Genomic DNA, 25,496 nt, shown 5'->3' with positions numbered 1-25,496 from the left:
CACATGCGGAAACGTGCAATCCTAACCTATGTTCCCGCGTCGTAACGATGTCAGCGGCGCAGCGGCCGCTGCCGCGCAATCGGGCAGCCTGACGGCCACTGCCCGTTTGACAGGCACTTGTTATGCGCGGCGCAGCGTGCGACCCGAGGCATATCCTCGACTCCGCCTCTGGCACGGATGTTGCCAGACGCGCGCTACGGGGAGCTCTGCCTCACTCCTTTGGGGGAACACGTGAAAAAGATCGAAGCGATCATCAAGCCGTTCAAGCTCGATGAAGTGAAGGAGGCGCTGCACGAAGTCGGCGTCAGCGGGATCACCGTCACCGAGGCCAAGGGCTTCGGCCGCCAGAAGGGGCATACCGAGCTCTATCGCGGCGCCGAATATGTCGTCGATTTCCTCCCCAAGGTGAAGCTCGAGGTCGTCGTCGAGGACGCCCTTGCCGAGCGCGTGGTCGAGGCGATTGCCGCCGCCGCCCAGACGGGCCGGATCGGCGACGGCAAGATTTTCGTCATCCCGGTCGAAACCGCGCTGCGCATCCGCACCGGCGAACGCAACGAAAACGCGATTTGACGCAGCGCAGCACTGTAATATTGCGGCGTTGGCAAAAGTAATTTTATTGCCCGATTCGTCGGGCACACGAAAGAGAGCGAAAGGGTTTAGCGATGGCGAATTCGGCCAATGACGTGCTGAAGATGGTGAAGGAGCACGAGATCGAGTGGATTGACCTTCGCTTCACCGATCCCAAGGGCAAGTGGCAGCACCTCACCATGGTCGCCAAGGTGATCGGCGAGGACGAGCTGACCGACGGCCTGATGTTCGACGGCTCCTCGATCGAAGGCTGGAAGGCGATCAACGAGTCCGACATGATCCTCAAGCCCGATCTCGACGCGGTCTGGGTCGATCCGTTCTCGGCCACCCCGATGCTGATCCTCGTCTGCGACGTCGTCGAGCCCTCGACCGGAGAACTCTACGCGCGCGATCCGCGCAGCACCGCCAAGCGCTCGGAAGCCTATCTCAAGACGCTCGGCATCGGCGACACCGTCTATGTCGGCCCCGAGGCCGAATTCTTCATGTTCGACGACGTCCGCTTCGAGAACAGCTATTCGACCAGCTATTACGCAATCGACGATGTCGAGCTGCCCGGCAACTCGGGCAAGGAATATGAAGGCGGCAATCTCGGCCACCGTCCGCGCGCCAAGGGCGGCTACTTCCCCGTCGCCCCTGTCGACAGCGCCGTCGACATCCGCGGCGAGATGGTCGCGACGATGCTCGAAATGGGCCTGCCCTGCGACAAGCACCACCACGAAGTCGCCGCCGCGCAGCACGAGCTCGGCCTGACCTTCGGCACGCTGGTCGAGACCGCCGACCGCATGCAGATCTACAAGTACGTCGTGCACCAGGTCGCGCATGCCTATGGCAAGACCGCGACCTTCATGCCCAAGCCGATCAAGGAAGATAACGGCTCAGGCATGCACACCCACATTTCGATCTGGGATAAGGGCAACCCGCTGTTCGCCGGCAACGGCTATGCGGGCCTCAGCGACATGTGCCTCTATTTCATCGGCGGCGTGATCAAGCACGCCAAGGCATTGAACGCCTTCACCAACCCGTCGACCAACAGCTACAAGCGGCTGGTCCCGGGTTACGAAGCGCCGGTGCTGCTCGCTTACTCGTCGCGCAACCGCTCGGCCTCGTGCCGCATCCCGTACGGCGCGGGCAGCAAGGCCAAGCGCGTCGAATTCCGCTTCCCGGACGCGCTCGCCAATCCGTACCTCGCTTATGCCGCGCTGCTGATGGCGGGCCTGGACGGCATCCAGAACAAGATCCACCCGGGCGACCCGATGGACAAGAACCTGTACGACCTGCCCCCGGCCGAGCTCGAGCAGGTCCCGACCGTCTGCGCATCGCTCCGCGAAGCGCTCGACAGCCTCGAAGCCGACCAGGACTTCCTCCTGAAGGGCGACGTCTTCAGCCGCGACCAGATCGCCGCTTATGTCGAGATCAAGCGCGCCGAAGTCGCCCGCTGGGAGATGACGCCGAGCCCGGTCGAATACGACATGTATTATTCGGCCTGATCCTCGGATCCGTTCGGACAGCAGGACGCCCGGGCCGAGAGGTCCGGGCGTTTTGCGTTGCGCGTTGTAGCTTGCAACCGCATCGCCCGCCCGCCATCTAGACGCCATACCGAAAATTCGAATCGGAGAGGCGGATGCGCAGCAACCTGAAGCACTATATCGACGGCGCCTGGGTCGAGAGCGACGGCGGCACGCGCCACGAAGTGATCAATCCGGCGACCGAGACTGCAGTCACCGAGATCACGCTCGGCTCCGCTGCGGACGTCGACAAGGCCGTCGCCGCAGCGAAACGTGCGTTCGAAAGCTACTCCCGGACCAGTGTCGACGACCGTATCGCGCTGATCGAACGCATCGTCGAGGCCTATAAGGCACGCGCCGCCGACATGGCCGAGGCGATCAGCCTCGAAATGGGCGCCCCGCTCAGCCTCGCCAGGACCGCGCAGGTCGGCTCGGGCATCGGCCATTTCAAGGCCGCGATCGAGGCGCTGCGCAGCTTCGCCTTCGAGGAGCAGATCGGCAACAGCCTCGTCGTCCACGAACCCATCGGCGTCGTCGCGATGATCACCCCGTGGAACTGGCCGCTCAACCAGATCGTCTCGAAGGTCGCCCCCGCACTCGCCGCCGGTTGCACCATGGTGCTCAAGCCCTCCGAGGAAGCCCCGGGCTGCGCCGCGATCTTCGCCGAAGTGCTCGAAGCCGCCGGCGTCCCCGCGGGCGTGTTCAACCTCGTCAACGGCGACGGCCCCGGTGTCGGCACTGCGCTGTCCCGCCACCCCGGCGTCGACATGGTCAGCTTCACTGGCTCGACCCGCGCGGGCATCCTCGTCGCCAAGAACGCCGCCGACACGGTCAAGCGCGTCCACCAGGAATTGGGCGGCAAGTCGCCCTCGGTGGTGCTCGAGAGCGCCGATTTGGCCAAGGCCGTGCCCGGCACCCTGTTCAGCGTGCTGATGAACTCGGGCCAGAGCTGCATCGCCCCCGCCCGGTTGCTCGTGCCCAGGCATCTGCAGGACCAGGTCGCGACGCTCGCCGCCGAGATGATGAATGCCACCCAGACTGGCGACCCGTCCGAGGAAGGGCGCCATCTCGGCCCGGTCGTCAACAAAACGCAATGGGACAAGATCCAGGGCCTCATCGCCAAGGGGCTCGAAGAAGGCGCCAAGCTCGAGGCCGGCGGTCCCGGCCGGCCCGACGGAATCGAGACCGGCTATTTCGTCAAGCCGACGCTCTTCTCGAACGTGCGCAACGACATGACGATCGCGCGCGAGGAGATTTTCGGCCCGGTCGTTACGATCATTCCCTATGACGACGAGGAGGACGCGATCCGCATCGCCAACGACACCGATTACGGCCTCTCGGCGGTGCTGTTCGGCGATGCGGAGAGCGTCAAGCGCGTCGCGCCGCGGCTCCGCGCCGGCATGGTCTATGTCAATGGCGGCCAGCCCGACCCGAACCTGCCCTTTGGCGGCTACAAGCAATCGGGCAACGGCCGCGAGCACGGCAAGTTCGGGCTGGCGGAGTTCCTCGAGGTCAAGGCCGTGGTCGGAGTATTCGCCTGACGCGCCGTGCACGCGCTATCCTTCGCCCCGCGGCCTCGCTAATATCGCGTATCCGGTCCCGCCAACGGAGCCATCGATGCCGAAGTCTGCCCTCGCCCGCCTCTGCCTGGCTGTCTTCTCGCTGACGATCGCGGGCCCCGGGCTCGCGCAGGACCAGTCCGAACCGCAGGTTGTCATTACCGCCAACCGCACCGTCGAGCAGGAAATCACCGATTTCGTCGCCGCGCTCACCCCGACCTCGAGCCCGGGCGAACTCAGCCGCTTCGAGAGCGAGATTTGCCCCGGCGCGGCCGGCTTCGAACCCCGCCAGCGCGACGCGCTTGTGCAGCGCATGCGCCGCGTCGCGCGCGCCGCGGGCCTTCGCGTCGGCGGCGACCATTGCCTGCCCAACACCCTGCTGCTCGCGACCCGCGACAAGCGCGTGCTGATCGAGACGCTCGCGCGCCGCCATCCCGCTTTCCTGGCCGGAGTGCCCAAGAGCGAAGTGCGCCGGCTCGCCCAATCGCCCGGCCCGGCCGCAGCGTGGCAGATCGCCGGGAGGCCGCGCAATGCTGACGGAGTCGAGCTGGCGAGCGAGGATTTCGGCGGCGGTAAGGGCGTGTATTTCAATCGTACCACGCGACAGGCGTCGCGGATCACCAGGTCTGCACGCACGTCGACGTTCGCAGCGGTGGTCGTGATCGAGACCGGCGCGCTGGACGGGCTCAGCGTTACGCAGGTCGCCGACTATGCCACAATGCGCACTTTGCTTCGCGGCGACCCGAACAAACTCGCCGGTTCGACGACGCCAAGCATCCTCCGAGCGATCGAGGCGCCGATGGGCAGCGAAGTGCCTCTGTCGCTTACCGAATGGGACATGGGGATGCTGCACGCTTATTATAGCACCCGGCCCGAACTTCGCGCCAATGCGCAACGTGCCGAGATGCGACGCGAACTCGGTAAGACTCTTGCCGAGCCCGCTGCGGGCAACTGACGCGCGCGGCAATCGCGGCGTGTTAGAATATCCCCGAAATCGCCCCGTCGGCCACGCGGTCCCTCACCCACCGGCTCCCCGTGCTCCGGAACCCGACGACTCCCTCCAGCGAAAACGCCGGCCCCTTCGGCACCCGCACCCCGACGAAATCCGCGTCTGCCACATCCTCCAGCCGGAACGCGGGCCGCGGATCGGGCGCGGCCACCGCTACTTCGACGTCGCGCATTGACACGCGCCGCGCATGACGGATGAAGAACCCCGTCGCGGGCAGGTCGCCGAACATCGTCGCCTCGGGATAGCCGAGCTCGGCCTCCGGCGGCTGCAGTCGCGCCATCGCCGCCGGCGCCCCACCGACATGCTGGAGGTAGAGGTTCGACAGCCGGATATCCTCGATCGGCTGCTCGGCGAGCCCGGCAATCACCGAGGGCAGCAGGTTCGCCCCCGAGCTCACGACGTTCTCGATCGATATCCGCCGCATCGTCCCGATCGGCCGCCCCGCCGGCCCGCGCATGCGCTTGCCGAGCCGCAGGAAGATTGGCGCGTTGACGATCCCGCGCATCGTCAGGTTCGAGACCGTCACGTCCTCGACCATCCCGCCATCGACGGTCTGGAACGCCAGCCCGCGGCTGTCCTCGAAGATGCAGTTGGTGATGGTGATGTTGCGGAAGCCGCCATTGGTCTCGGTGCCAAACTTGATCCGGCCATGAATGTCCTTGGCGAATTCGGGCGGCATCTTGCGCCACGTGCCGTCGAGCACCGATCCGACCTGGTAGTTGCCGGTGACCAGGCAGTTCGAGATCGTGACGTTCTCGGTCACGCGCGGTTCGCCCAGCGCATAGCTGCTCTTCGGGCAGATCGCGTCGTCCCACGGCGAATTGACCGTGCAGTTCGACACGCGGACATTCTTGCAGCAGTCGATATCGAAGCCGTCGCGATTGGTGTCGACCAGCAGATTGTCGATCGTGAGGTTGTCGACGCCGGTGGCGAGCAGCGCGAACCAGCCGCCCTCCAATATCTTGAAATCACTCAGCGTCACGTTGCGGCAATTCTTGAGCCCGATCGCCTTGTTGCCGGTGCCCGGGCCATTGGGGTCCTTGAGCCAGGCGTCCTTGCCATCGCCGCGCCCGAGCCCCTTGCCCCAGATCAACCCCTGCCCGGTGATCGCGATATCATGGAGCCCCTCGCCCCAGATCAGGCTGTTGCGCCAATGGCTGTGCCCGAAATCCTGGAAGCCCGCGATCGCCGGGTCGATCGGCTCGGCCAAGTCGTAACCGCCGCGCCCGTCCTGCGGCGCCGGCGCGGCGAGCAACGTCGCGCCATTGTCGAGATGGAGCGTGATGCGGCTCTTCAGCCGGACCGTGTAGCTGGCATAGGTGCCCGCCGGGAACCACACCGTCCCGCCACCGCGCGCTGCGGCGTGATCGATCGCCTTGTTGATCGCCGGGCTGTCGATCGCGACGCCGTCACCCTTGGCGCCGAAGTCGCGCACGTCGATCCAGCCGCGCCCGCGCGCCGCCTCGCGCAGCGCGGCGGCCGCCGGGCGCCCGCCCAGCAATGCCGCCGCACCGATCGTGCCGCCGAGAAGCAGGTTGCGCCGGTCGAGGATCATGCCGCCCTTCTAGAACTTGAACGTCGCGCCGAGGAAGAACTCGCTCCCGAGCACGTCATAGGTCGCCGCCCAGGTATTCGAGTTCGGGCCCTGCGTCGTTACCGGCGGCAGCTTGCCGGTGACGTTGTTCACGCCCCCGAACACCTCGACCTTGTCGTTGACGTCCAAGTCGAACGACACGTCGAAATAGTTCTGCGCCGACAGTGTCGGATAGGCGATGCTCGATAGCGAAGGCGCCGAAGCCGAGCCCGAGCGCGTCGGCAGGATGTAGCGGTCGGTGGTGACCTTGCCGATATAGCGGTGGCGCAGGCTGAGGCTGAAATCGTCGCCCATGTTCCACGTAACCCGGCTGATTGCGCGCCAGTTCGGCAGCGGCTGGCCGCAGGTCGGCCCGAACGATCCCGCGCAATAATTCTTGATGTCGGGGAAGGCCTCGACCGGGGTCGAAGTGAATTCGTGGAGATAGGTGACGTTGGTGCTCAGGTCGAACGAGCTGGTACCGCCGAACGGATTGAAGCCCAGCCCGAAATGATAGCGCGCGGCGATGTCGATCCCCGAGGTCTTGAGCGCACCGGTATTGGCGTTGCGGATTTGCGCGACATAGGGGTCGTTGATCTCGCCGGTGGTCGGGCTGCGCCGGATCGCCTGGCAGAACTCGCTATTGGCGTCCTGGAGGATGTTATAGCACAGGTTGAGCGTGTTCTGGAGACCGCCGCCCAGCGACGCGATCGCGCCGTTGAGCGTGATGTTGAAATAGTCGACGCTGATCGACAGCCGCGGCGCGAAGCGCGGGGTCAGCACCACGCCGACGGTGTAGGTGTCGGACTTCTCCGCGCCGAGGTTCGGGTTGCCGCCGAAATCGGCCGGGAAGATCGTGTTGGGCTGGACGCTCGCGGCGAACACCTGGCCGGCGGGGACGCCGGTGGCGATGCACACTGCGCGCACCGCCTCGGTCTGCTGCGCGACCGGCGCGCGGCTCGAGCACGGATCGGTGGCGACGCCGACCACGCGCGTGGTGCCGCCGAACAATTCGCCGACGTTCGGCGCACGGATCGCGCGCTGATACTGGCCGCGGAAGGCGATGTCGGGGCTGACCTTCCAGTCGACTCCGCCGAGATAGGTCCACACGCCGCCGATCCCGTCGAGATCATAGTCGGAATAGCGGAACGCGCCGTTCGCGACGAGGCTCTGGATCAGCGGCGTATCGTGGATCAGCGGCACGCGGACTTCGCCGAACACTTCCTTGACCGTGACGCTGCCCTTGGTCGGCAGCCCGGGATTGAAGCCCGCGACATCGCCCGAGGCCAGATACGTATCGGGCGAGAAGGTCGCGCTGGTCTTGCGCCATTCCCCGCCGACCGAGAAGCCGAGCGGCCCGGCGGGCAAGGTGAACAGGTCGCCGGTCAGGCTCGCCTGCGCGACCTGCTGGGTCGCCACCGTGCGGTTGGTCGCGCCGATCGAGATCGCGCTGATGCACGCCTGCGAGATGTTCTGCCCGAAGATGTTGCACACCGGCGCGGCGCCGCCGACCGACAGCAGCGACGCCTGGAGCTGGCTGCGCGACAGCGCATTCTGGAGCAGCAGCGTGTTCTCGCTGCGCGAGTGGGTGTAATAGACGTCGAACTTCAAGTTGCTCAGCACATTGTCCGAGACGCTGCCAATGTCGCCGCGAATGCCCCAGGCGCCGCGATAGACGTCGCGCGTCTCGGTGGCCTTGCGCGGGCCGACCTCGACATAGCGCCGCCCCGCCGTGACGAGCGCGAGGCCGTCGCCGCGAACGGTGGTGCGCGTCGCGGTGCCGCTGGTCACCGTGGTGGTGCCGGTCTCGGCGAGGTCCAGCTGGCGGAACACCTCCTGCAGCTGCGGGCTCAGATAGGGATTGTTGACGTTGAACAAGGTCGGCGAGCCGACATTGGTCGGCGCCAGCCGCGCCGCGACCTTATTGCGCGAGTAATGCAGCTCCATATACGCCGTGATCTTGTCGGTCAGGTCGTAATGCGCGAAGCTGTTGACCATCCAGCGCTCCTGCGGCTGGATCAGGTAATTGTCGGGGCCGAGGTTGAAATCGTCCTGCGGGGTGATCGCCGGGCGCGCTGCCGTTCCGCCGCTGTTGAAGGTGAAGCCGCGCGAGCCGAGCCCGCTCAGCCCCGCCGCGGCATAGGCCGCGTTGAGCGCTGCGTTCGAGCCGCCCGCCGCCGGGATGCCGGAGAAGCGGCCATTGGGAATGTCGCCCGATCCGCCCGCGAGGAAGCCGAGCTCGCCGCCCGCCGAAGTGCAGGTCTGCCCCGCCGGCACCGCGAAAGGCGAACCCGAAGTGTTGCGCCCGCCCGATCCCGGAACGATGCAGCCGTCGGACAACGATTCGAACGCGAAGTCGCCGCGCTCGCCGCGGGTGATGCTGTTGCGCATCAGATAATTGCCCGAGACGACGATGTTGCCGCGTCCGTCGGCGAAGTTGGTCCCCGCGGTCAGGTCGACATTGTAGACCGGCGTCCCGGTCGGATAGTCGACGTTGAGCTGCATCCGCGTCTCGATGCCCTGGAAGTCGTCGCGCGTGATGAAATTGACCACGCCGGTGATCGCGTCCGATCCGTACACCGCCGAGGAGCCGCCGGTGACGATCTCGGTCCGCGCGATCAGGGTCGAGGGGATGGTGTTGAGGTCGACGACCTGCTCCGGGCCGTAGATCGCATAACGCCGGCCGTTGACCAGCACGAGGTTGCGCGTCGCGCCGAAGCCGCGAAGGTTCACGTCGGCAAAGCCGCCCGGCACGGTGTTCGAGGTCGCGCTGCCGAGCTGCGAGCCGACCGCCTGGGGCAATTGGGCGAGCGTCTTCTCGACGTTGAGATTGCCCGAGAGCTTGATGTCCTCGGCACCGACGACGTTGACGGGGGTCGAGGCATCGAAGCCGGTCCGCGCGATGCGCGATCCGGTGACGACGATCTCGCTCTCCTGCGCCTCTGCGGGCGCATCCGCCTCGGTCTGCGCTGCCGTCGCTTCGGTTTGGGCAAAAGCCGGCATGGCCTGCAAAAGCCCGGCCGCGGCAAGTGCAGCCCCGCACAGCAGGCGCGAACGCATATCCAGAATTTTCATGTCGATATTCCCCTCCATCACCACGCGCCGGCGTCTCGAGGAGCAAAAACGGGTCCAACCCGCTTCCGCCCGGCGCACTCCATATTTATGGTAGCGCTAACATTACTCGACGCAGTGGTATCACATACTGGTATGCGATCCTACTAATCGACATCGATATGTCAACGCGCAATGCGACCTCGATTGCGCGCGTTCGAAAAGTGCGAGGGAATGCCGCGGCTTAGCGCGCGGAAACGATTACAAAGCTGATGTTATCGCTACCGTCATTCTCGAGCGCAGTGCCGAGAATCTGGTCCGCTGTGCGCGGGTCGATCGAATCGTATGCGGTGGGAATCTCGCCCGGCAGCGACCGGCTCAGACCATCCGAGCACAACAGCAGCACGCTTCCGGGCGCGACCGAGAACGATCGGGTCTCCACCTCGACCGCCGCTTCGACTCCCAGCGCCCGCGTGATCACATGCCCCTGCGGATGCCGCGCCGCCTGCGCCCGGTCGATCAGCCCCTGGTCGAGCAATTGCTGGACGAGGCTATGGTCGCGGGTGAGCGGTTCCCAGCCGCCGCTCTGTGCACGGTAAGCACGGCTATCGCCCGCCCAGAAGATCTGCGCCGCGCCGTCGGCGATGTGCAGCACGACGATCGTCGAGCCGATGACGCCGCCTGCCCCCTCGCCGCGCGCGAGGATCTCCGCATTGGCCTGTTCGAGCGCTGCGCGGATCGTGGCGCCCGTGATCGGCGCCGGCGCGTCGGCCAGGCCGCGCAGCGCCGCGATCGCGAGATCGGCGGCGATGTCGCCGCCGCGATGCCCGCCCATCCCGTCGGCCACCGCCCATAGCGCGCGGTCGGGGCGATCGAGCACGCGGTCCTCATTGACCTTGCGCACGCGCCCGACATGGCTGCGCGAGACCGAGCGGAACGCCGCAAGCGGCTCCTCGGCGGGTTCGGATCGCGCCAGGATCGGCCTCACTTGCCCTGCTCGGCAGCGGCATAGGCCTGGACGAAGGCGCGGTCGAGCGTCCCCTCGGCGCCGTCGAGTTGCTGTGCCAGATCGGCGTGCCGCGCCTCGATCTCCTGGCTCTGCAGTGCGTGCTTGCTCTTGAGCAGCGAGCCGTTTTTCGCGACCGCCGCGTCGATCGCCTGCGGGTCGAAGGTCGCGACCGCCTGGCGGAGCGACGCCTGCAATCCCGCAAAGGTCGCGATCAAATGGCGCTTGACGTCCTGGAGCGAGCTGCTGATCGCCGTCGGCCCCGACAGGAACCCGCCAACCCCGGAGAGAAGCAGGTCGATCGCGAGACGCTGCGTCGGCGCCCATTTGAACGGATTGTTGCCCGATCCGCCGATCGTCGTCCGGGTGAGGTTGTAGCGCCCGCGCGCACGGTCGCGCTCGACCATCAGATCGGCGATGCCGAGCACCATCTGGCGATAGACCGCGCCGGCGCGCTCCATCACTTCGACCGGCTCTTCGCTCGACAGCAAGGACGCATCGAGTCCGGCGCCACGGCAGAACGCCTCGAGCAGCGATTCGCCGTTCGATGCCGCGATCGGTTGCGCATCGACCCAGTCGGTCGGGATCGCGACCGACGCGCCGAGCGGCGGCGTCAGCACCATCGTGCGCGAGGTGTCGGTGCTCTCGTCGTCGAGCGGCGCATGCGTCGCCGCGATGCGGAAGCGCCCCATGCGCAATGTGAACGGCACGCCGACCGCGACGTCGACCAGGTCGGGAAGCCGGTCGCCGGTCGCATCGTCGAACACGCCGTTGGTGCCGATCGGGCGGACGATCAGCCCGTCGGTCGACGCCGCGACCTCGCAATGCTCGCGCGAAAGCGCGCGGTCGGGATCGGCGATCGGCCAGTCGCATTTGGTGTCGCGGCCGATGCTGATCATGCCGTCGCGCAGCAGCCGCGCATCGATCGGCTGGACCGCGTCATCAACGTCGAAGAGCTGGAGCATGTACATGGTCAGGCGGCGCGCTTCGGCGCGATCTGGATGCACGTCGCATCGAGCGCGGGTTCCTCGACCGCGGTGCCGTGCAGGCGCGGCTCGATTTCGGCGGCGAGCCGGTTGAAACCGTCGAACAGCGCGCCGATCTCGTCGCGGCGGCGATGCGAGATGCGCAGGGCGAAGTCCTGCTCGCGCGCCGCGTCGAAGCTCTGCTGAAGCCGGCGCAGCGGACGCACGACCATTGCGCCGGTCAGATAGCCGATTGCCAGCACCACGAGCATCACGATCGACGCCAGTGCGATCATCAGCGTGCGTGCATTGGCCATCGCCGCGTCTAGCGCGGTGCGCGGCAGCAGTAGGTCGACCTTGCCGAAATCCGCACCGGCATAGCGGATCGGCCGTACGAAGCGCAGCGCCCCACCCTTGGCGTCGGCGGCGTTGGTCACCGCCAGGCCGCCATCATTGAGCCGCTGCTCGCCGGAGGGCGCGACATAATGCTGGCCGACGCGGCGGGCGTCGCTCGCGGCGCGGATCGTGCCGCCCGCGTCGACGACGACGATGCCGCGCACCCCGCCGTCCTGGCTCGCCGCGGCGACGAACGCCTGGAGCGTAGCCCAATCCTGCTGCTCGGGCGGCAGCCCGGCATTGTCGGCGAGCGAGACGGCGGCGTTCTTGGTCACGAAGGTCGCGATCGTCTCGCCCGAGCCGATCGCCATATGCTCGAGCGCGTGCTGCTGGCGCGTCAGGATCGTCGCGATGCTGAGCACGAGCGCGATCAGGGTGATGCTCACCAACGCCAGCGGCAGCTTGACGCGCAGCGACAGCCCGCGCCGAGTCACGCTGTCCTCGGTGGTCAGCGCCGCGCTCTCGCGCTGGAGCGCGCGCAGCAACTGCCCGCCATCGGCGAAGCGCTGGTCGGGCTTCTTGGCGAGCAATTTGTCGATGATCTGCCGCAGTCCCGGCGGGCAATCCGCCGCCGAGCGCTCGATCGGCGCCACCTTCTCCTGTGCGATCTGCAGCGCCAAAGTGGCGAGCCCCGGCGCGTCGAACGCGGTCTTGCCGGTGACCATTTCGTAGAGCACGACGCCGAGCGAGAACAGGTCCGAGCGCGCATCGACCACGAGGCCGAGCGCCTGCTCCGGGCTCATATAGCGCGGCGTGCCGATCATCTGCCCGGCCTGGGTGCGCGCGAGATGCCCGTCGGTCTCGCCGATCCGCGCCACGCCGAAATCGAGCAATTTGGCGGTCTTGCCGTCCGAGGAAAGCAGGATGTTCGACGGCTTGACGTCGCGGTGGACGACGCCCTGCGCATGCGCCCAGGACAGCGCGTCGGCGAGCTGCGCGCCCAATGCGAGAACGCGCTCGAACGGCATGCGTCCCTGCGCCTGGAGCACGATGTCGAGCGGGCGCCCGTCGATCAGCTCCATCGCGATATAGGGCACGCCGTCGGCCTCGCCGACATCGTAGATCGTCGCGATATTGGGATGGTTGAGCGCGCCGGCGGCGCGCGCCTCGCGCAGGAAGCGGGCGCCGAGCTCGGGGTCACGGCGGTAATCGGGCTTGAGCGCCTTGATCGCGACGACGCGCCCGATATCGGGATCGTGCGCGCGAAACACGTCGGCCATCGCGCCCTCGCCGATCCGCGCTTCGATCCTGTACCGGCCCAGCCTGTCCATAACGCCTTCCACCCGCTGAGGGGCCGAGCTTAACGGCGGGAACTTAAGGATTTCTTCCTATTGCCGCGCGCGCACCGTCGCCGCGATCCGCTCGGCGCGCTGGAGATCGCGGGAGATCACGGCATTGCCGGGGTCGAGCGCATGCGCGCGCCGCAGCAGGCCGACTGCCTCGTGGACCGCGCCGCGGTTGAGCGCCGCCAGCCCGGCCGATCGCGCACGCTGCGCCGCGGCCGGATTGGCGACGGGCCTAGCCGGTGCGGGCGCGGCAGCCGGCGCCGCCGGCTTGGGCCGCGGCGCGGCGGCAGGCGCGGGGCGCGACGGGCGCTCAGGCGCCGGCTGGGGCAGCGGCTTGGGCCGCGGCGGCGATCCGGGGATTCGCAGGATCTGTCCGGCAACGAGCGCCGAAGGATTGGCGAGATCGTTGTAGCGCGCGAGCTGATAGGCCTTGAGCCGGTTGCCGAGCAGGCGTTCGGCGAGCTGCTCGATCGTCTCGCCGGCGCGCACCGTATAGGGATAGTTGGTCGGCCCGAGCTGCTCCTTGGGATCGCCCTCGATCGAGTCGCGGAGCAATTGCAGCTTGGGGTTCATCGGCTCGCGCTTGATCAGCGGCTTGAGGCTCTTCTCGGCGCCCTTGCGGTCTCCCTGCATCAGCAGCGCCTGCACGCCTTCGATCGCACTTTCGGCAACCGGTGCGACGGCGACCACGGGCTGCGGGGCGGGCGTCTTCGAGCAGGCGGCGAGCGCGGCTAGGCTGACGAAGCCGGCGAGACGGAGGAGCGAGCGGTGGTTCATCGGGCGAGCCTTCGGGTAAGGGTGGCCTGGACCTGCCGTGCGTCGAGCACGAGCCGGTCGCGAAGCGGGGCGGGGTTGCGGACGAAAGACTGGAACTCGGCACCGCCCAGCGGCGGCGAGAAATAATAGCCCTGGAACTCGGAACAGCCGTGGCGGCGCAGCCACAGATATTCTTCCTGCCGCTCGACGCCTTCGGCGAGCACCCGGATGCCGAGCCCGCGGGCGAGCGCGATGATGCTCTGGCAGATCGCCTGGCTGTCGCGGCGCTGCTCGACATCGGTGACGAACTGGCGGTCGATCTTGATCTTGTCGAAGGCGAGCGCGCGCAGCGCCGACAGGCTGGAGAAGCCGGTGCCGAAATCGTCGATCGCGATGTGGATGCCCAGCCCGTGCAGCGCTTCGAACAGCCGTTCGGCGCGCCCGACATCGGCGGCGGCGGCGCTCTCTGTCAGCTCGATCTCGAGCAGTCCGGCGCGCAGCGAATGCCGCTCGAGCGTACGCTTGATCAGCGTCTGGATGTCGGGCCGGTCGAGCTGGTGCGCCGAGACGTTGACCGCGACGGTCAGCGGCCCCTGCCCCAGCCGGTGCCAGGCGCGCGCCTCGCGGCACGCCGCATTGAGCACCCAGAGCCCGACTTCCTCGATCATCCCCCCGCTTTCGAGGATCGGAATGAACAGCACCGGCGAGACCATTCCGCGCTTCGGGCTGTTCCAGCGGAGCAGCGCCTCGGCGCCGATCACCTGCCCGCTCGCCGCATCGACCTGCGGCTGATAGCGCAGCTCGAACTCATTATTGGTCAGCGCGCCGCGCAGATCCTGTTCGAGCGCATAGCGGTCGCGCTCGGCCGCCGCCGAATTGGCGTCGACGCGCTGGACCTGGAGCGGCCCCTCGGGTCCTGCCGCGCATGCCGCGAGCACGCGCGACAGCGTCGCCGGCGCGGCTTCCTGCGGGGCGGACCAGGCCGCGTGGTGGACGCGGACCTCGGGCACCAGTTCGCGCCCGTCCTCGACCATCACGTCGCCCAGCGCATAGCTGATCGCGACAAGCTGGCGCTCGGCTTCCTCGCTCGACACGCCCGCGCCGAGCCATAAGGCGAAGTGCGAGCGATCGACATGCGCGACCATCCGCGCGTCGCCGACCATCCGGGTGATCCGCTCGGCGAAGCGCTTGAGCGCGCGATCGGCGAGCGCGGGATCGAACGCGCACAGCCGGTCGAAATCGTTGAGCGCGATCAGCCCGAGCGTTCCCGCGCCTTCGCTTTCCATCCGCGCCAGCAGCGGCTCGCGAGTGGGCAGGCCGGTGAGCGCATGGCGCTGCTCAATGCGATCCTCGGTGCTGCGGATACGGTCTTCGAGAAGGTCGGTCGCCTGGCGCAGCGTCTCCCATGGGGAGCGTGCCGCCGGCATCTTGGCCAGCGCCGCCAGTCGCGCCGCGATCGCCGAAACGCGACGCCGCAGGACCAGCATCGCCGCCAGCGATGCCGCTGCGAGCAGCGCGACCCCCCAGGCCGGATGTCCCAGCCACACGCACGCCAGCACCGCCGCGCCCGCCAGCAGCAAGCCGCCGGCGCGCACAAATCGGATCGCTTCGCTTCCGTCGGGCAAATTAGCACGCCGCATGAGAGGCTTGGTACGCCCGCGACTCATACGAAGGAGTTAAGGAATGCGCGCCTTCGCCCGGTCGTTGCGGTCTATTTCGCCTTGCGCCCGGCCAGCTCGGCCGCGAACCACAGCAATGCCGCCTGACCATGCAGGTCGCCCGTGGCGCGCGGACGGTTCAGATAATGTTCGACATTGTCCGCCTTGTTGGTGCCGACGCAGACGTCGCTGATCTGCCCGTCCGGCTGGACATAGCCGGCGAGCGCGGCCCAGGCCCGCTTGTACGCTCGCGTATAAGCGGGATCCTTGAGGATGCCGAGCCGCACGCCGCGCGCCATCGCGAAGCCGAACATCGCGGTCCCCGACGTCTCCTTCCAGCTCTCGGGATGGTCGATCAGCTGGCGCCACATGCCGTCGGCGGCCTGGTCGGCGAGCAACGCCGCCATCATCCGGCGATAGCCCGCCTCGATCGGCGCCCGATCGGGATGCGCGGCCGGCAGGTCGGTGAGGATCTCGGCAAAGCCCGCCGCGACCCAGCCATTGCCGCGCCCCCAGAAGAAATGCGCCGCGTCACCGTGGAAGAACAATCCGTTCGGTTGCTGGAGCCGTTCGACATAGCGCCGCGCCATCAGCGCCGCGCGATCGAGATATTTGGTGTCCTTCGACGCGCGATACGCCTGGACCTGCAGCGCGCCGATCATCCAGACATCGTCGATCCAATAGCGCGCCTGCGTGGTGAGCCCGTCCTCGCCGGTCCTGGCCCATTGATTGTCGGCCAGTGCCAGCCCGCGGCGCAGCGCGTCCTTGTCACCCATCTGGCGCGCGATTTCGAGCGGCCAGGTGCCGTAGACGCTGACATCGACATGGTTGGCCGAATTCTCGAACGCGCTCGCCTGCCGCTCGCGCGCGATCACCCGGTCGAGCAACGCCTTGTTCCCGGTAGCCTCGGCGAGCCGCGCGGCGCCATAGCCCGATGCGACGTCGGCATAATGGACGCCCAGCGCGTCCTTGGTGCGCAGCGGCACGATGTCGCGGCGCGCGAGATAGGCGTTCGCCGCCATCCCGCCGATCTTCTCCGCCGACGGCGCGGCGGCGACCGCCTTGACCCGCTCCGGGCCGGCCTGGGCGGCGGTCGCAACCAAAAGAGACAGTCCAATGGCGAGCGCGGCGTTCCGAATCATGACATTCCCTCCCATTTTTCGGAATGCTACTCTCCGTCTGCAGGCAGGCAAGCGACTTAAGCCGGCAACATCCCCGTGCCAAAGGCGCGCCATGCGCTGGATCTCCAAGCTCGCCGCGGCGGCACTTGCTGCCTTGCTCCAGGCCTGCGTCACCCCGCCCGCGGTCGCGCCGCAGCCCGGCGTGGCGGCCGAGGGGCGCACGCCGGTCACGATCCTGATCTCGATCGACGGCTTCCGGGCCGATTATCTCGACCGGGGCGTGACGCCGAACCTGTCGCGGCTGGCCGGTGAGGGCGCTCGCGCCGCGATGCGGCCCAGCTTCCCCAGCAAGACCTATCCCAATCACTGGACCCTGGTCACCGGGCTGCGCCCCGACCGGCACGGCATCGTCGCCAACAAGATGGAGGACCCCGCCCGCCCCGGCGAGACCTTCACCACCAAGACCGACGACCCGTTCTGGTGGAATGCGGCCACGCCGATCTGGCTCGACGCCGAGCGCGTCGGCATCCGCACCGCCACGGAATTCTGGCCCGGCTCGAACGTGGCGATCGGCGGCACGCGGCCCAAGCCTGACGCTTGGGAAGTCGAAGGCGGCGCGCGGCCCTCGGACTGGCAGCAATTCAACGGTGCGATCACCGGCGACCAGCGCGTCAACGGCGTGCTCGATTGGCTGCGCCGCCCGACCGCGATCCGCCCGCGCTTCCTGACGCTCTATTTCGATGCCGTCGACGAGGCCGGGCACGATTTCGGCCCTGCCGATCCGCGCACGCTGGCGGCGGTGGCCGGGGTCGACCGCCAGATCGGCGCGCTGGTCGCGGGTCTCGCCGAACAAGGCCAGCCCGCCAATCTGGTGATCGTCGCCGATCACGGCATGGCCGCGACGAGCAGCGGCCGCGTCGTCGTGCTCGGCGACATCGTCCCGCTCGACGCCATCCGCCTGATCGAGACCGGCGCCTTCGCGACGCTGTCGCCGCTGCCCGGCAAGGAGGCGGCAGTCGAAAGCGCGTTGCTGCGAAAGCATGCGCACCTGCAATGCTGGCGCCGCGGCGCCTTCCCCGCGCGCTTTCATTACGGCACCAATCCGCGCGTCGCCCCGATCTTCTGCCTCGCCGAGACCGGCTGGGAGGTCGTCAAGACCGCGCCCACCGAACCGAAGACAGGTGGCAATCACGGCTATGACCCATCCGCGCCCGAGATGGCGGCGCTGTTCGTCGCGCACGGCCCGGCCTTCCGCCCGGCGCGGCTGCCGTCCTTCGACAATGTCGACGTATATCCCTTGCTGCGCGACCTGGTCGGGCTGCCCGCCCAGGCCGGGGTCGACGGCAGCGACGCGGTCTTCGCCCCGGCGCTCCGCCGCTGAGGCTTGCCAAACTCCAGTTTTCATCCGAAACTGAAGTCATGCTCTATCTGGACGATATCGCGGTCGGCATGAAGCGCAGCTTCGGCAGCTACCAGGTCACCCGCGAGGAAGTGCTGGCCTTCGCGCAGAAATACGATCCCCAGCCCTTCCACCTCACCGACGAGGCCGCCGCCGAGACCCATTTCGGCCGGCTCGCGGCGAGCGGCTGGCACACTTGTGCTATGACCATGGCGATGTTCGTTGAGCATATGAAGGAACACCCTCAGGCCAGCCTCGGCGCGGCCGGGGTCGACGAACTGCGCTGGCTCAAGCCGGTCTATCCGGGCGACGTGCTTCGCTGCGAGACCGAAGTGCTCGAGGTCCGCCCGTCGCAGAGCCGCCCCGAGATGGGCAGCGTGCGCAACCAGATGACCACCTTCAACCAGCAGGACGAACCGGTGCTGCGCTTCACCGCGCTTGCATTGATGCGGCGACGTCCGGCCGAAGAATAGTTAGTTCCACCCCGGCGAAGGCCGGGGCCCAGTTATACTGATTTCGCGTAGGCGGGATACACGCATCAAGTCCGTCGAGGCTGCGGCCCCGCCTTCACCGGATGACGGCAAGCTCAATGCCCGTCGAACGCCACCAGCGCGTCGACCTGGATCCCGTCGCCGCGCAGCGCGTCGGCACCGCCAAGCTCGGGCAAGTCCACCACGAACGCCGCCTGGGTCACCTCGGCGCCCGCCTTGCGAAGCAGCCGCACCGCCGCGCGCGCCGTCCCGCCTGTGGCGATCAGGTCGTCGACCAGCAGCACCCGCGCGCCCGGCGCGCAGGCATCGGCGTGGATCGCGATCCGGTCGGTGCCGTATTCCAGCGCATAATCCTCGGCGATCGTCGCGCCGGGCAGCTTGCCGTCCTTGCGGATCAACAGCATCCCCGCGCCGAGCTGCACCGCCAGCGCCGCGCCGAACAGAAAGCCGCGCGCCTCGATCCCGGCGACGAGGTCGACCGGCCCGTCGACCGCCTCCGCCATCCGCTCGATCGTCAGCTTCAGCCCCTCGGCGTCGAGCAGCAAGGTGGTGATGTCGCGGAACATGATCCCCGGCTTGGGGAAATCGGGGATCGTCCGGATGCGATCGCGGATGCCGGCATTGTCGTTCATGTGCTCATTCCCAAAAGAAATCCCGCCGGGCGGCGCCGCGGCGGGATCTCGATAGTCCAGCGATGTCGTCCGCTTAGTGCTTCACGCCGCGCCACACGGTCAGGTAGGCGCCATAAGCGAGCCCCGTCGCGATCAGCAGGAACAGCACCACCGCGAGGCCGGCCGAATGCCGGCGCTGCATCGTCGGCTCGGCGGTCCAGACGAGGAACGCCGCGACGTCCTTCGCCATCTGGTCCACCGTCGCGCGGGTACCGTCCGAATAGGTGACCTGGTTCTCGCTGGTCAGTGGCGGCGGCATCGCGATGTTGAGGTTCGCGAAATACGGATTGTAATGCGAGCCCTCGGGGGTCTTGGCGCCCGGGAACTTCTTGAGCAGCTCGGCCGGCTGCTTCTCCTCATATCCGGTCAGCAGCGAATAGACATAGGCCGCGCCGCCATGGCGCGCCTTGGTCATCAGGCTGAGGTCCGGCGGCGTGCCGGTGCCTGGATAATAGACCTTGGGGATACGGTCCGAGGGCAAATTATCGCGCTCGCCCCAGGTGCCCGCCTTGGCGTCCTGGACCGGCTGCTTGTTCGCCCAGTCCTTGGCGATCTTCTTCACTTCGGCTTCGTTATAGCCGATCTGCTGGAGGTCGCGGAACGAGACGAGGCTCAGCGAGTGGCAGCTTGCGCAGACCTTCTCATAGACCAGGAAGCCGCGCTGCAGCTGCTGGTTGTCGAACTTGCCGAACGGACCGTCCGAGGCGAGCGACAGCTCCTTCGGATGGTGGTGGAATTCCTCCTCGGCGGTCGCGGCCGGCGGCTCCTTGATCAGGCCGGTGACGGTCCCGATCAGCGCGAGGAACAGCACGAAGACGAAGCCGAGACCGATCAGGAACTTGATCGAGCGCAAGAACAGCGGAAGCATTTTCTCGTTTCCCCTTTACGCGCTCAGCGCCGTTTCGCTCATCCGCGAGCCGCCATGCTCGCCCAGCACTGCCTCGGTGATCGAGTTGGGCAGCGGCTTCGGACGCTCGAGGCGCGAGATGATCGGCACGATGATCAGGAAGTGCGCGAAATAATAGGCCGCGGTGATCTGGCTGGTGATGACCACCGCCGGCGTCGCCGCCGAGCCGCCGCAATAGCCGAGGATCAGCACGTCGAGGACGAGCACCCAGAAGGCGATGCGGTACATCGGGCGGAAGTTCGCCGAGCGCACCGGCGACTTGTCGAGCCAGGGCAGGAAGAACAACAGCAGGATCGAGCCGAACATCGCGACCACGCCCCACAATTTCGCCGGGATGATGAAGTCCGCGGTGAAGGCGCGCAGGATCGCGTAGAACGGCCAGAAATACCATTCGGGGACGATGTGCGCCGGGGTCGAGAGCGGGTTGGCCGGGATGTAATTGTCAGGGTGGCCGAGATAATCGGGGAAGAAGAAGATCAAGGTCGAGAAGACGATGAGGAACACGCCGACCCCGAAGCCGTCCTTCGCGGTGTAGTACGGGTGGAACGGCACGGTATCCTGCTCGCCCTTCACTTCCACGCCGGTCGGGTTGCCCGAGCCCGGGATGTGCAGCGCCCAGATGTGGAGAATCACCGCGCCGGCGATCACGAAGGGCAGCAGATAGTGGAGCGAGAAGAAGCGGTTGAGCGCGGCGTCGTCCGGCGCATAGCCGCCGAGCAGCCAGACGCGGATCCATTCGCCGACCACCGGGATCGCCGAGAAGAAGCCGGTGATCACCTGCGCGCCCCAGAAGCTCATCTGGCCCCAGGGAAGCACATAGCCCATGAACGCGGTCGCCATGGTGAGCAGGAAGATCACCACGCCGATCAGCCAGACCATCTCGCGCGGCGCCTTGTACGATCCGTAATAGAGCCCGCGGAAGATGTGGATGTAGATGACCGTCAGGAACATGCTCGCGCCGTTGGCGTGCGCGAAGCGCAGGAACCATCCGGCGTTGACGTCGCGCATGATCGTGCCGTTGATCGAATCGAATGCGCCCGCGGCAGACGAGTGGAAGTGCATCGCGAGCACGATGCCGGTGACGATCTGGACGACCAGCGCCACCCCGGCGAGCACGCCGAAATTCCAGAAGTAATTGAGGTTGCGCGGCACCGGATAGCCGGCGCCGACGGCGTTATAGACGAAGCGTGGGAGCGGCAGGCGGCTGTCCACCCACTGCATCACCGGGTTCTTGGGTTCGTAATGGCGTGCCCAGGGAAAGCTCATGCTTGTCTATCCTCAACCGACCACGACGACCGTAGGCGACGTGAATTCATATTCCGGAACCTCGAGGTTCTTCGGTGCCGGGCCCTGGCGAATGCGGCCGGCCGTGTCGTAGGCGGAGCCATGGCACGGGCAGAAATAGCCGCCGAACGGCCCGCGATTCTCGCCCTCGCCCGCGCCCAGCGGCACGCAGCCGAGATGGGTGCACACGCCGAGCGTGATCAGCCAATTGCCATGGCCTTCCTTGGTGCGATCCTTGAGCGATTGCGGGTCGCGCAGGCTCGACACGGGAACCGCGTCGGCCGCGGCGATCTCCGCCGGGGTCAGGTTGCGCACGAACAGCGGCTGCTTGCGGAACTGCGCCTTGATCGCCTGGCCCGGCTCGATCGCGGAGACGTCGATCTCGGTGGTCGACTGGGCCAGCACGTCGGCGGACGGGTTCATCGAATTGATCAGCGGCAGCACGGTCACGGCGCCGCCGACGCCGGCAAATGCCACGGCGGCGATCTGCAGGTAATCGCGGCGGCGCGGGTTCTCGATCACATCGCCGGGGGGGACCACGGTCTGGGTCGGGGAAACACCGTCTTCTAGCGTTGCCATGCTTCAGCCCTTGCACTTCGAAACAAACCGCGACGACCGCGCGGGGTAAACCGGACACGAGCGCATGCGCGCCCATCGCCGCCCGGTTGCCCCCGGTGGCTGGCGGGTCTGATAGACGGGCCGAAGCGGCTTTGCCAACAAGGATTTTGACCGGCAGGTGACGGGCCGTGGCATCGCGGAGGCGCCAGGGCGGGCGCGGAGACTATCGCTGTTGCCGGCGCCAGGAGAGGCGCCACTGGAGCCGGCGCCGGAGAAGCCGCCGCCGCTCGGCACGGCCCCGCTCGGCCGCGCGCCGCGCAGATGCGCCCAGTGCGCCGGCGAGATGCGCGGCCATCAGATCGGTCAGCAAGAAGGCGGTGTATTGGAACGCGGGCCCTGCAAGGCGCGCGCTCTCCAGATTGGGATTTGCATACGCTATGCTCCGCAGCGCCGCCCCGGCCATCGCCAAGCCGCTCGCCTCGGCGGTGGCGGCGCGGATCGGCGTTCCGACGACGCCTTCGAGGTCGGGGTCGCCCAATGCATAGCCGAACAGGAACAAGGATTTCGTCCCCAGACCGCTTGGATAGCCAGCCGCAAAGACCGTGTGCATGCTCGGCGCGCGCGGCTGGGCGTTGCCGTCGCCGCCAGCGAACATCGCCTGATCACCCGACACCCAAGGCAGGTCGGCCAGATCACCGTCCGTGCCGACGAGGGCGAGATAGGCGCCGCCAAAGTCGATGCCCGCAAATTCGCCGCCGCCCAGCACAAGGCCCAGCGGCGCGCCCGGCAAGCGCTGTGCCGAGCCAGTCAAATTCGCCACCATTCCCGGCAATGCGAGCCTCGCCATCAACAGGTCGACGCCGGCGAGATCGATACCCGGCACCCCGGGGCTGCGCAGTTCGGCACCACTGAGGTTCGCCAGCGTCACACCGACGGTATGGAAATTCCCGTTCGGCGACCCTGCAAAGGGTGTGAGCGCGTGCCTTCCCGTTTGTTCGATCAGCAGTGCCGCGGCGGTCTCGGGCGAGAGGAACGCGGTGCGGATGGCCGCTGCGTTCGCGGCCTTTCCCGGGACGCTCGACGCGATCTCGGTGCCCGCTTCCTCCGCGAGCAAGTTCGCCGGCAGATACGGAATCGCGGACACGGAGCCGATCGAAGCCATGGAACACCCCACCCCACGCGCGCACGCGGATGCTCCATTATAGAGGCGCGGCGCCCGCTTCGGCCGCCACCGCCTTACGATGCCGTGGGCAATCAACGATCGCTTCCGGCGCGAGGGCTGAACGTCCGAGCTTGGGTGTTTAGCTGCCGTTGCTCTTCTAGCCCTCTCCCGCTCTCGCGGGAGAGGGTTGGGTGAGGGTCTTCTTTCTTCTGCTTCTCACAACACACGCGCACGCCATACGCGGGAGCTCTGCAAGCAAGCGCCCACCTCAAGCGCCACCCCGGCCTCGTGCCGTGGTCCACCAGGAGGCTTGCCGAAGCGCAAGCGTCGCGAGGCTGTCGCTCGAGGCGCAGTGGACCCGGGCACAAGGCCGGGGTGACATAGAGGTCTGCGATGGGGATCGAGAAGACGAACGCACAGAAGAAGACCCTCACCCAACCCTCTCCCGCGAAAGCGGGAGAGGGCTTGAAGAAGGCGTCGGCAATCGGGGCGCTAGCAGACGGGCCGCTCTCGAGAGCCTGCGCCGTTAATCCTTGCAGACCTGGACCAGCGCCCACCCCATCGCTCCGCCTAGATTGGGCACATTCTGATTCTCGAGCTCCAACCGCCGGCATGGCTGGCCGTAGCGGTTGAGGACCTGCTCCTTGTCAGGCGCGGGCGCGGGCTTCGGCTGCTTGGCCGCGCCGTCGGCGGAACAGGTGCCTTGGTCGATCGCACGGCGCGTGTAGGCGGCGCGCTGTTCCTGCGCCCAGGCGTCGGCAGCGGCCTTGCCCTCGGCCTGCTGCTCGCGGGCATAGCCGAGCACGAGCGCGCGCTTTTCGGCATCGGACAGTGAATCGAGCCAGCATTGGTGCTGCTGCGCGCGAGCGGGCGCGGCGATACCGCATGTAGCGGCGGCGGCGAACGCCGCGGCCAGCAGAAAGCGTTTCAAGCGCGGACCTCCCTCGTCGCCCCCTTTTAGCGCCGACGCACGCCGCCGCATCCGTCGCGGCATGCCGCCGATCTCGCGAGCGGCACGGCTCACCGGCACCGTGCCGCCAACCGCCATGCGCAATCGAGATGACGCCCGCCGCCACGGGCGCTATCGCGCCCCGCATGCGCATCGCCCTCTTCCAGCCCGAGATCGCCGGCAATGTCGGCGCCGTCCTCCGCCTCGGCGCCTGTTTCGGCGTGCCGATCCATATCATCGAGCCGATGGGCTTCCCGTGGAGCGACAAGGCACGCAAGCGCTCCGCGATGGACTATGACGGCAAGGTCGAGGTCACCCGCCACGCCGATTTCGATGCGTTCAAGGCCCGGACGCCCGGGCGGCTGGTCCTGTTCACCACCCGCGGCGGCACGCGGCTGCCCGAGGTCCGCTTCGCGCCGGGCGACACTCTGCTGTTCGGGTCGGAGAGCGCCGGCGTGCCCGATTTCGTCCACCAGGACGTCGACCTGGCGGTGCGCATCCCGCTCGCCGCCGGGATGCGCTCGCTCAATCTCTCGGTATCCGCGGGGATCGCGCTCGCCGAGGCGCTGCGCCAGACCGACGGCTGGCCCGCCTGAGGCGGGACATTCTGTCCACTCGACAGCCTTCCCCGCCCCCGCCTATCAGCCGGTCCATGCAAGCGCTCGACCTCCAGCAACAAGCGGCACGGACCTGGTTCGAAAGCCTGCGCGACCAGATCTGCGCCGAATTCGAAGCGATCGAGGCCGAGGCCGGCTCCGACGCCCGCTTCGACTATCTCGCCTGGGACCGCACCGATCCCTCGGGCGAAGCGGGCGGGGGCGGCGTGCGCGGCGTGATGAAGGGCAAGGTGTTCGAGAAGGTCGGCGTCAACGTCTCGACCGTCGGCGGCGCCTTCGAAGGCGACTTCGCCAAGACGATCCACGGCGCGGCCGAGGATCCGAGCTTCTTCGCCACCGGCATCAGCCTCGTCGCGCACATGGCCAATCCGCATGTCCCCGCGGTCCACATGAACACGCGCTTCCTGTGCACGACCAAGCGCTGGTTCGGCGGCGGCGCCGACCTCAACCCGCCGCTCCCGGTCGAGCAGGACACCGCCGAGTTCCACGCAGTGCTCCAGGCGGCCTGCGACGCGCACGACCCCGCGCATTATCCGCGCTTCAGGCAATGGGCCGACGACTATTTCTACATTCCCCACCGCAAGGTCCATCGCGGCGTCGGCGGGATCTTCTACGATCATCTCGAAGGCAGTTGGGATGCGAACTTCGCCTTCACGCAGGATGTCGGCCGCGCGTTCCTCGACGTGTTCCCGCGGATCGTCCGGCGGCGGATGGACCAGCCCTTCACCGAAGCCGACAAGGCGCAGCAGCTCGAATGGCGCGGACGCTATGCCGAGTTCAATCTGATCTACGACCGCGGTACCCTGTTCGGGCTCAAGACCGGCGGCAATGTCGACGCGATCCTGATGAGCCTGCCCCCGATGGCGAGCTGGGGGTAAAGGCGTAATGGTAGAAGTAGGCGCTCCCCTTCCGCTTGCGGGAGGGAGCGTTGGGTAAACCATGCGCCGTATGGTTTAGGGCAAGCCGGGGGCTTGCCCGACCCACC

The 25,496-nt window shown here is 67.4% G+C and carries 22 protein-coding genes; 8 read left to right on the top strand and 14 right to left on the bottom strand.

The window, feature by feature from the left end; translation table 11 throughout:
- Positions 1-231 precede the first annotated feature (231 nt).
- From AC3WJI_RS12770 to AC3WJI_RS12755, 4 genes are all read left to right on the top strand, one after another.
- Positions 232-570 (top strand): P-II family nitrogen regulator, encoded by a 339-nt coding sequence (locus AC3WJI_RS12770; RefSeq protein WP_294092475.1) that lies wholly within the window; start codon positions 232-234, stop codon positions 568-570.
- A 92-nt stretch (positions 571-662) separates the two neighbouring features.
- On the top strand, positions 663-2,075 hold the full coding sequence (gene glnA, locus AC3WJI_RS12765) for a type I glutamate--ammonia ligase (protein ID WP_492757653.1): 1,413 nt from the start codon (positions 663-665) through the stop codon (positions 2,073-2,075).
- Between the two features lie 134 nt (positions 2,076-2,209).
- Positions 2,210-3,634, top strand: coding sequence for an aldehyde dehydrogenase family protein (locus AC3WJI_RS12760; protein ID WP_492757652.1), 1,425 nt, complete (start codon positions 2,210-2,212; stop codon positions 3,632-3,634).
- A gap of 76 nt (positions 3,635-3,710) precedes the next feature.
- Complete coding sequence (locus tag AC3WJI_RS12755; protein WP_492757651.1) at positions 3,711-4,607, top strand: hypothetical protein; 897 nt, start codon at positions 3,711-3,713, stop codon at positions 4,605-4,607.
- Between the two features lie 22 nt (positions 4,608-4,629).
- Here AC3WJI_RS12755 and AC3WJI_RS12750 read toward each other — a convergent pair whose 3' ends face one another.
- From AC3WJI_RS12750 to AC3WJI_RS12715, 8 genes are all read right to left on the bottom strand, one after another.
- The gene (locus AC3WJI_RS12750; RefSeq protein ID WP_492757650.1) at positions 4,630-6,216 is read right to left on the bottom strand and encodes a rhamnogalacturonidase; all 1,587 of its coding nucleotides are present in this window, start codon (positions 6,214-6,216) and stop codon (positions 4,630-4,632) included.
- 9 nt (positions 6,217-6,225) lie between these two features.
- The gene (locus tag AC3WJI_RS12745; RefSeq protein WP_492757649.1) at positions 6,226-9,309 is read right to left on the bottom strand and encodes a TonB-dependent receptor plug domain-containing protein; all 3,084 of its coding nucleotides are present in this window, start codon (positions 9,307-9,309) and stop codon (positions 6,226-6,228) included.
- A 220-nt stretch (positions 9,310-9,529) separates the two neighbouring features.
- Positions 9,530-10,273 carry a PP2C family protein-serine/threonine phosphatase gene (locus AC3WJI_RS12740; RefSeq protein ID WP_492757648.1) on the bottom strand — a complete coding sequence of 248 codons (744 nt, stop codon included), beginning with the start codon at positions 10,271-10,273 and terminating at the stop codon, positions 9,530-9,532.
- The gene (locus tag AC3WJI_RS12735) at positions 10,270-11,298 is read right to left on the bottom strand and encodes a type VI secretion system-associated FHA domain protein (RefSeq protein ID WP_492757647.1); all 1,029 of its coding nucleotides are present in this window, start codon (positions 11,296-11,298) and stop codon (positions 10,270-10,272) included. Before AC3WJI_RS12735 ends, AC3WJI_RS12740 begins: the two co-directional genes overlap by 4 nt.
- Entirely contained in the window at positions 11,265-12,923 is a 1,659-nt protein-coding gene (locus AC3WJI_RS12730) for a protein kinase domain-containing protein (RefSeq protein ID WP_492757646.1), read from the bottom strand. The genes AC3WJI_RS12735 and AC3WJI_RS12730 overlap by 34 nt, the downstream gene beginning before the upstream one ends.
- A 57-nt stretch (positions 12,924-12,980) precedes the next feature.
- Positions 12,981-13,715: a LysM peptidoglycan-binding domain-containing protein gene (locus AC3WJI_RS12725; RefSeq protein ID WP_492757645.1), complete on the bottom strand. Its 735-nt coding sequence runs from the start codon at positions 13,713-13,715 to the stop codon at positions 12,981-12,983.
- Positions 13,712-15,319, bottom strand: a complete 1,608-nt coding sequence (locus tag AC3WJI_RS12720; RefSeq protein ID WP_492757644.1) for a putative bifunctional diguanylate cyclase/phosphodiesterase — start codon at positions 15,317-15,319, stop codon at positions 13,712-13,714. The genes AC3WJI_RS12725 and AC3WJI_RS12720 overlap by 4 nt, the downstream gene beginning before the upstream one ends.
- Positions 15,320-15,405: 86 nt before the next feature.
- A complete protein-coding gene (locus AC3WJI_RS12715) occupies positions 15,406-16,494 on the bottom strand; it encodes a glycoside hydrolase family 88/105 protein (RefSeq protein ID WP_492757643.1) in 1,089 nt (362 codons plus the stop codon).
- A 91-nt stretch (positions 16,495-16,585) separates the two neighbouring features.
- On the opposite strand from AC3WJI_RS12715, the gene AC3WJI_RS12710 reads away from it, so the two are divergent.
- Together AC3WJI_RS12710 and AC3WJI_RS12705 are read left to right on the top strand one after the other, a co-directional pair.
- Positions 16,586-17,854, top strand: a complete 1,269-nt coding sequence (locus AC3WJI_RS12710) for an alkaline phosphatase family protein (RefSeq protein ID WP_492757642.1) — start codon at positions 16,586-16,588, stop codon at positions 17,852-17,854.
- Between the two features lie 38 nt (positions 17,855-17,892).
- Entirely contained in the window at positions 17,893-18,345 is a 453-nt protein-coding gene (locus AC3WJI_RS12705; protein ID WP_492757641.1) for a MaoC family dehydratase, read from the top strand.
- Positions 18,346-18,458: 113 nt separating this feature from the next.
- Here the strand turns inward: AC3WJI_RS12705 and AC3WJI_RS12700 are convergent, their stop codons facing one another.
- The 6 genes from AC3WJI_RS12700 to AC3WJI_RS12675 form a co-directional block, all read right to left on the bottom strand.
- The gene (locus AC3WJI_RS12700; protein ID WP_492757640.1) at positions 18,459-18,995 is read right to left on the bottom strand and encodes an adenine phosphoribosyltransferase; all 537 of its coding nucleotides are present in this window, start codon (positions 18,993-18,995) and stop codon (positions 18,459-18,461) included.
- A 73-nt stretch (positions 18,996-19,068) separates the two neighbouring features.
- The gene (locus AC3WJI_RS12695) at positions 19,069-19,902 is read right to left on the bottom strand and encodes a cytochrome c1 (RefSeq protein WP_492757639.1); all 834 of its coding nucleotides are present in this window, start codon (positions 19,900-19,902) and stop codon (positions 19,069-19,071) included.
- 15 nt (positions 19,903-19,917) lie between these two features.
- Positions 19,918-21,207 carry a cytochrome b gene (locus AC3WJI_RS12690; protein WP_492757638.1) on the bottom strand — a complete coding sequence of 430 codons (1,290 nt, stop codon included), beginning with the start codon at positions 21,205-21,207 and terminating at the stop codon, positions 19,918-19,920.
- Between the two features lie 12 nt (positions 21,208-21,219).
- Positions 21,220-21,804 carry a ubiquinol-cytochrome c reductase iron-sulfur subunit gene (gene petA / locus AC3WJI_RS12685; RefSeq protein WP_492757637.1) on the bottom strand — a complete coding sequence of 195 codons (585 nt, stop codon included), beginning with the start codon at positions 21,802-21,804 and terminating at the stop codon, positions 21,220-21,222.
- Between the two features lie 202 nt (positions 21,805-22,006).
- Entirely contained in the window at positions 22,007-22,927 is a 921-nt protein-coding gene (locus tag AC3WJI_RS12680) for a hypothetical protein (protein ID WP_492757636.1), read from the bottom strand.
- 544 nt (positions 22,928-23,471) lie between these two features.
- Entirely contained in the window at positions 23,472-23,876 is a 405-nt protein-coding gene (locus AC3WJI_RS12675; RefSeq protein WP_492757635.1) for a hypothetical protein, read from the bottom strand.
- 164 nt (positions 23,877-24,040) lie between these two features.
- Here AC3WJI_RS12675 and AC3WJI_RS12670 point away from each other — a divergent pair, with 164 nt between their 5' ends.
- Positions 24,041-24,490 (top strand): tRNA (cytidine(34)-2'-O)-methyltransferase, encoded by a 450-nt coding sequence (locus tag AC3WJI_RS12670; RefSeq protein WP_492757634.1) that lies wholly within the window; start codon positions 24,041-24,043, stop codon positions 24,488-24,490.
- 56 nt (positions 24,491-24,546) lie between these two features.
- Positions 24,547-25,389 (top strand): oxygen-dependent coproporphyrinogen oxidase, encoded by an 843-nt coding sequence (hemF, locus tag AC3WJI_RS12665; protein ID WP_492757633.1) that lies wholly within the window; start codon positions 24,547-24,549, stop codon positions 25,387-25,389.
- Positions 25,390-25,496 lie beyond the last annotated feature (107 nt).

The sequence above is a fragment of the Sphingomonas sp. FW306-1B-B10E genome, from assembly GCF_058782005.1.
This window is presented reverse-complemented; position numbering and strand designations above follow the sequence as displayed.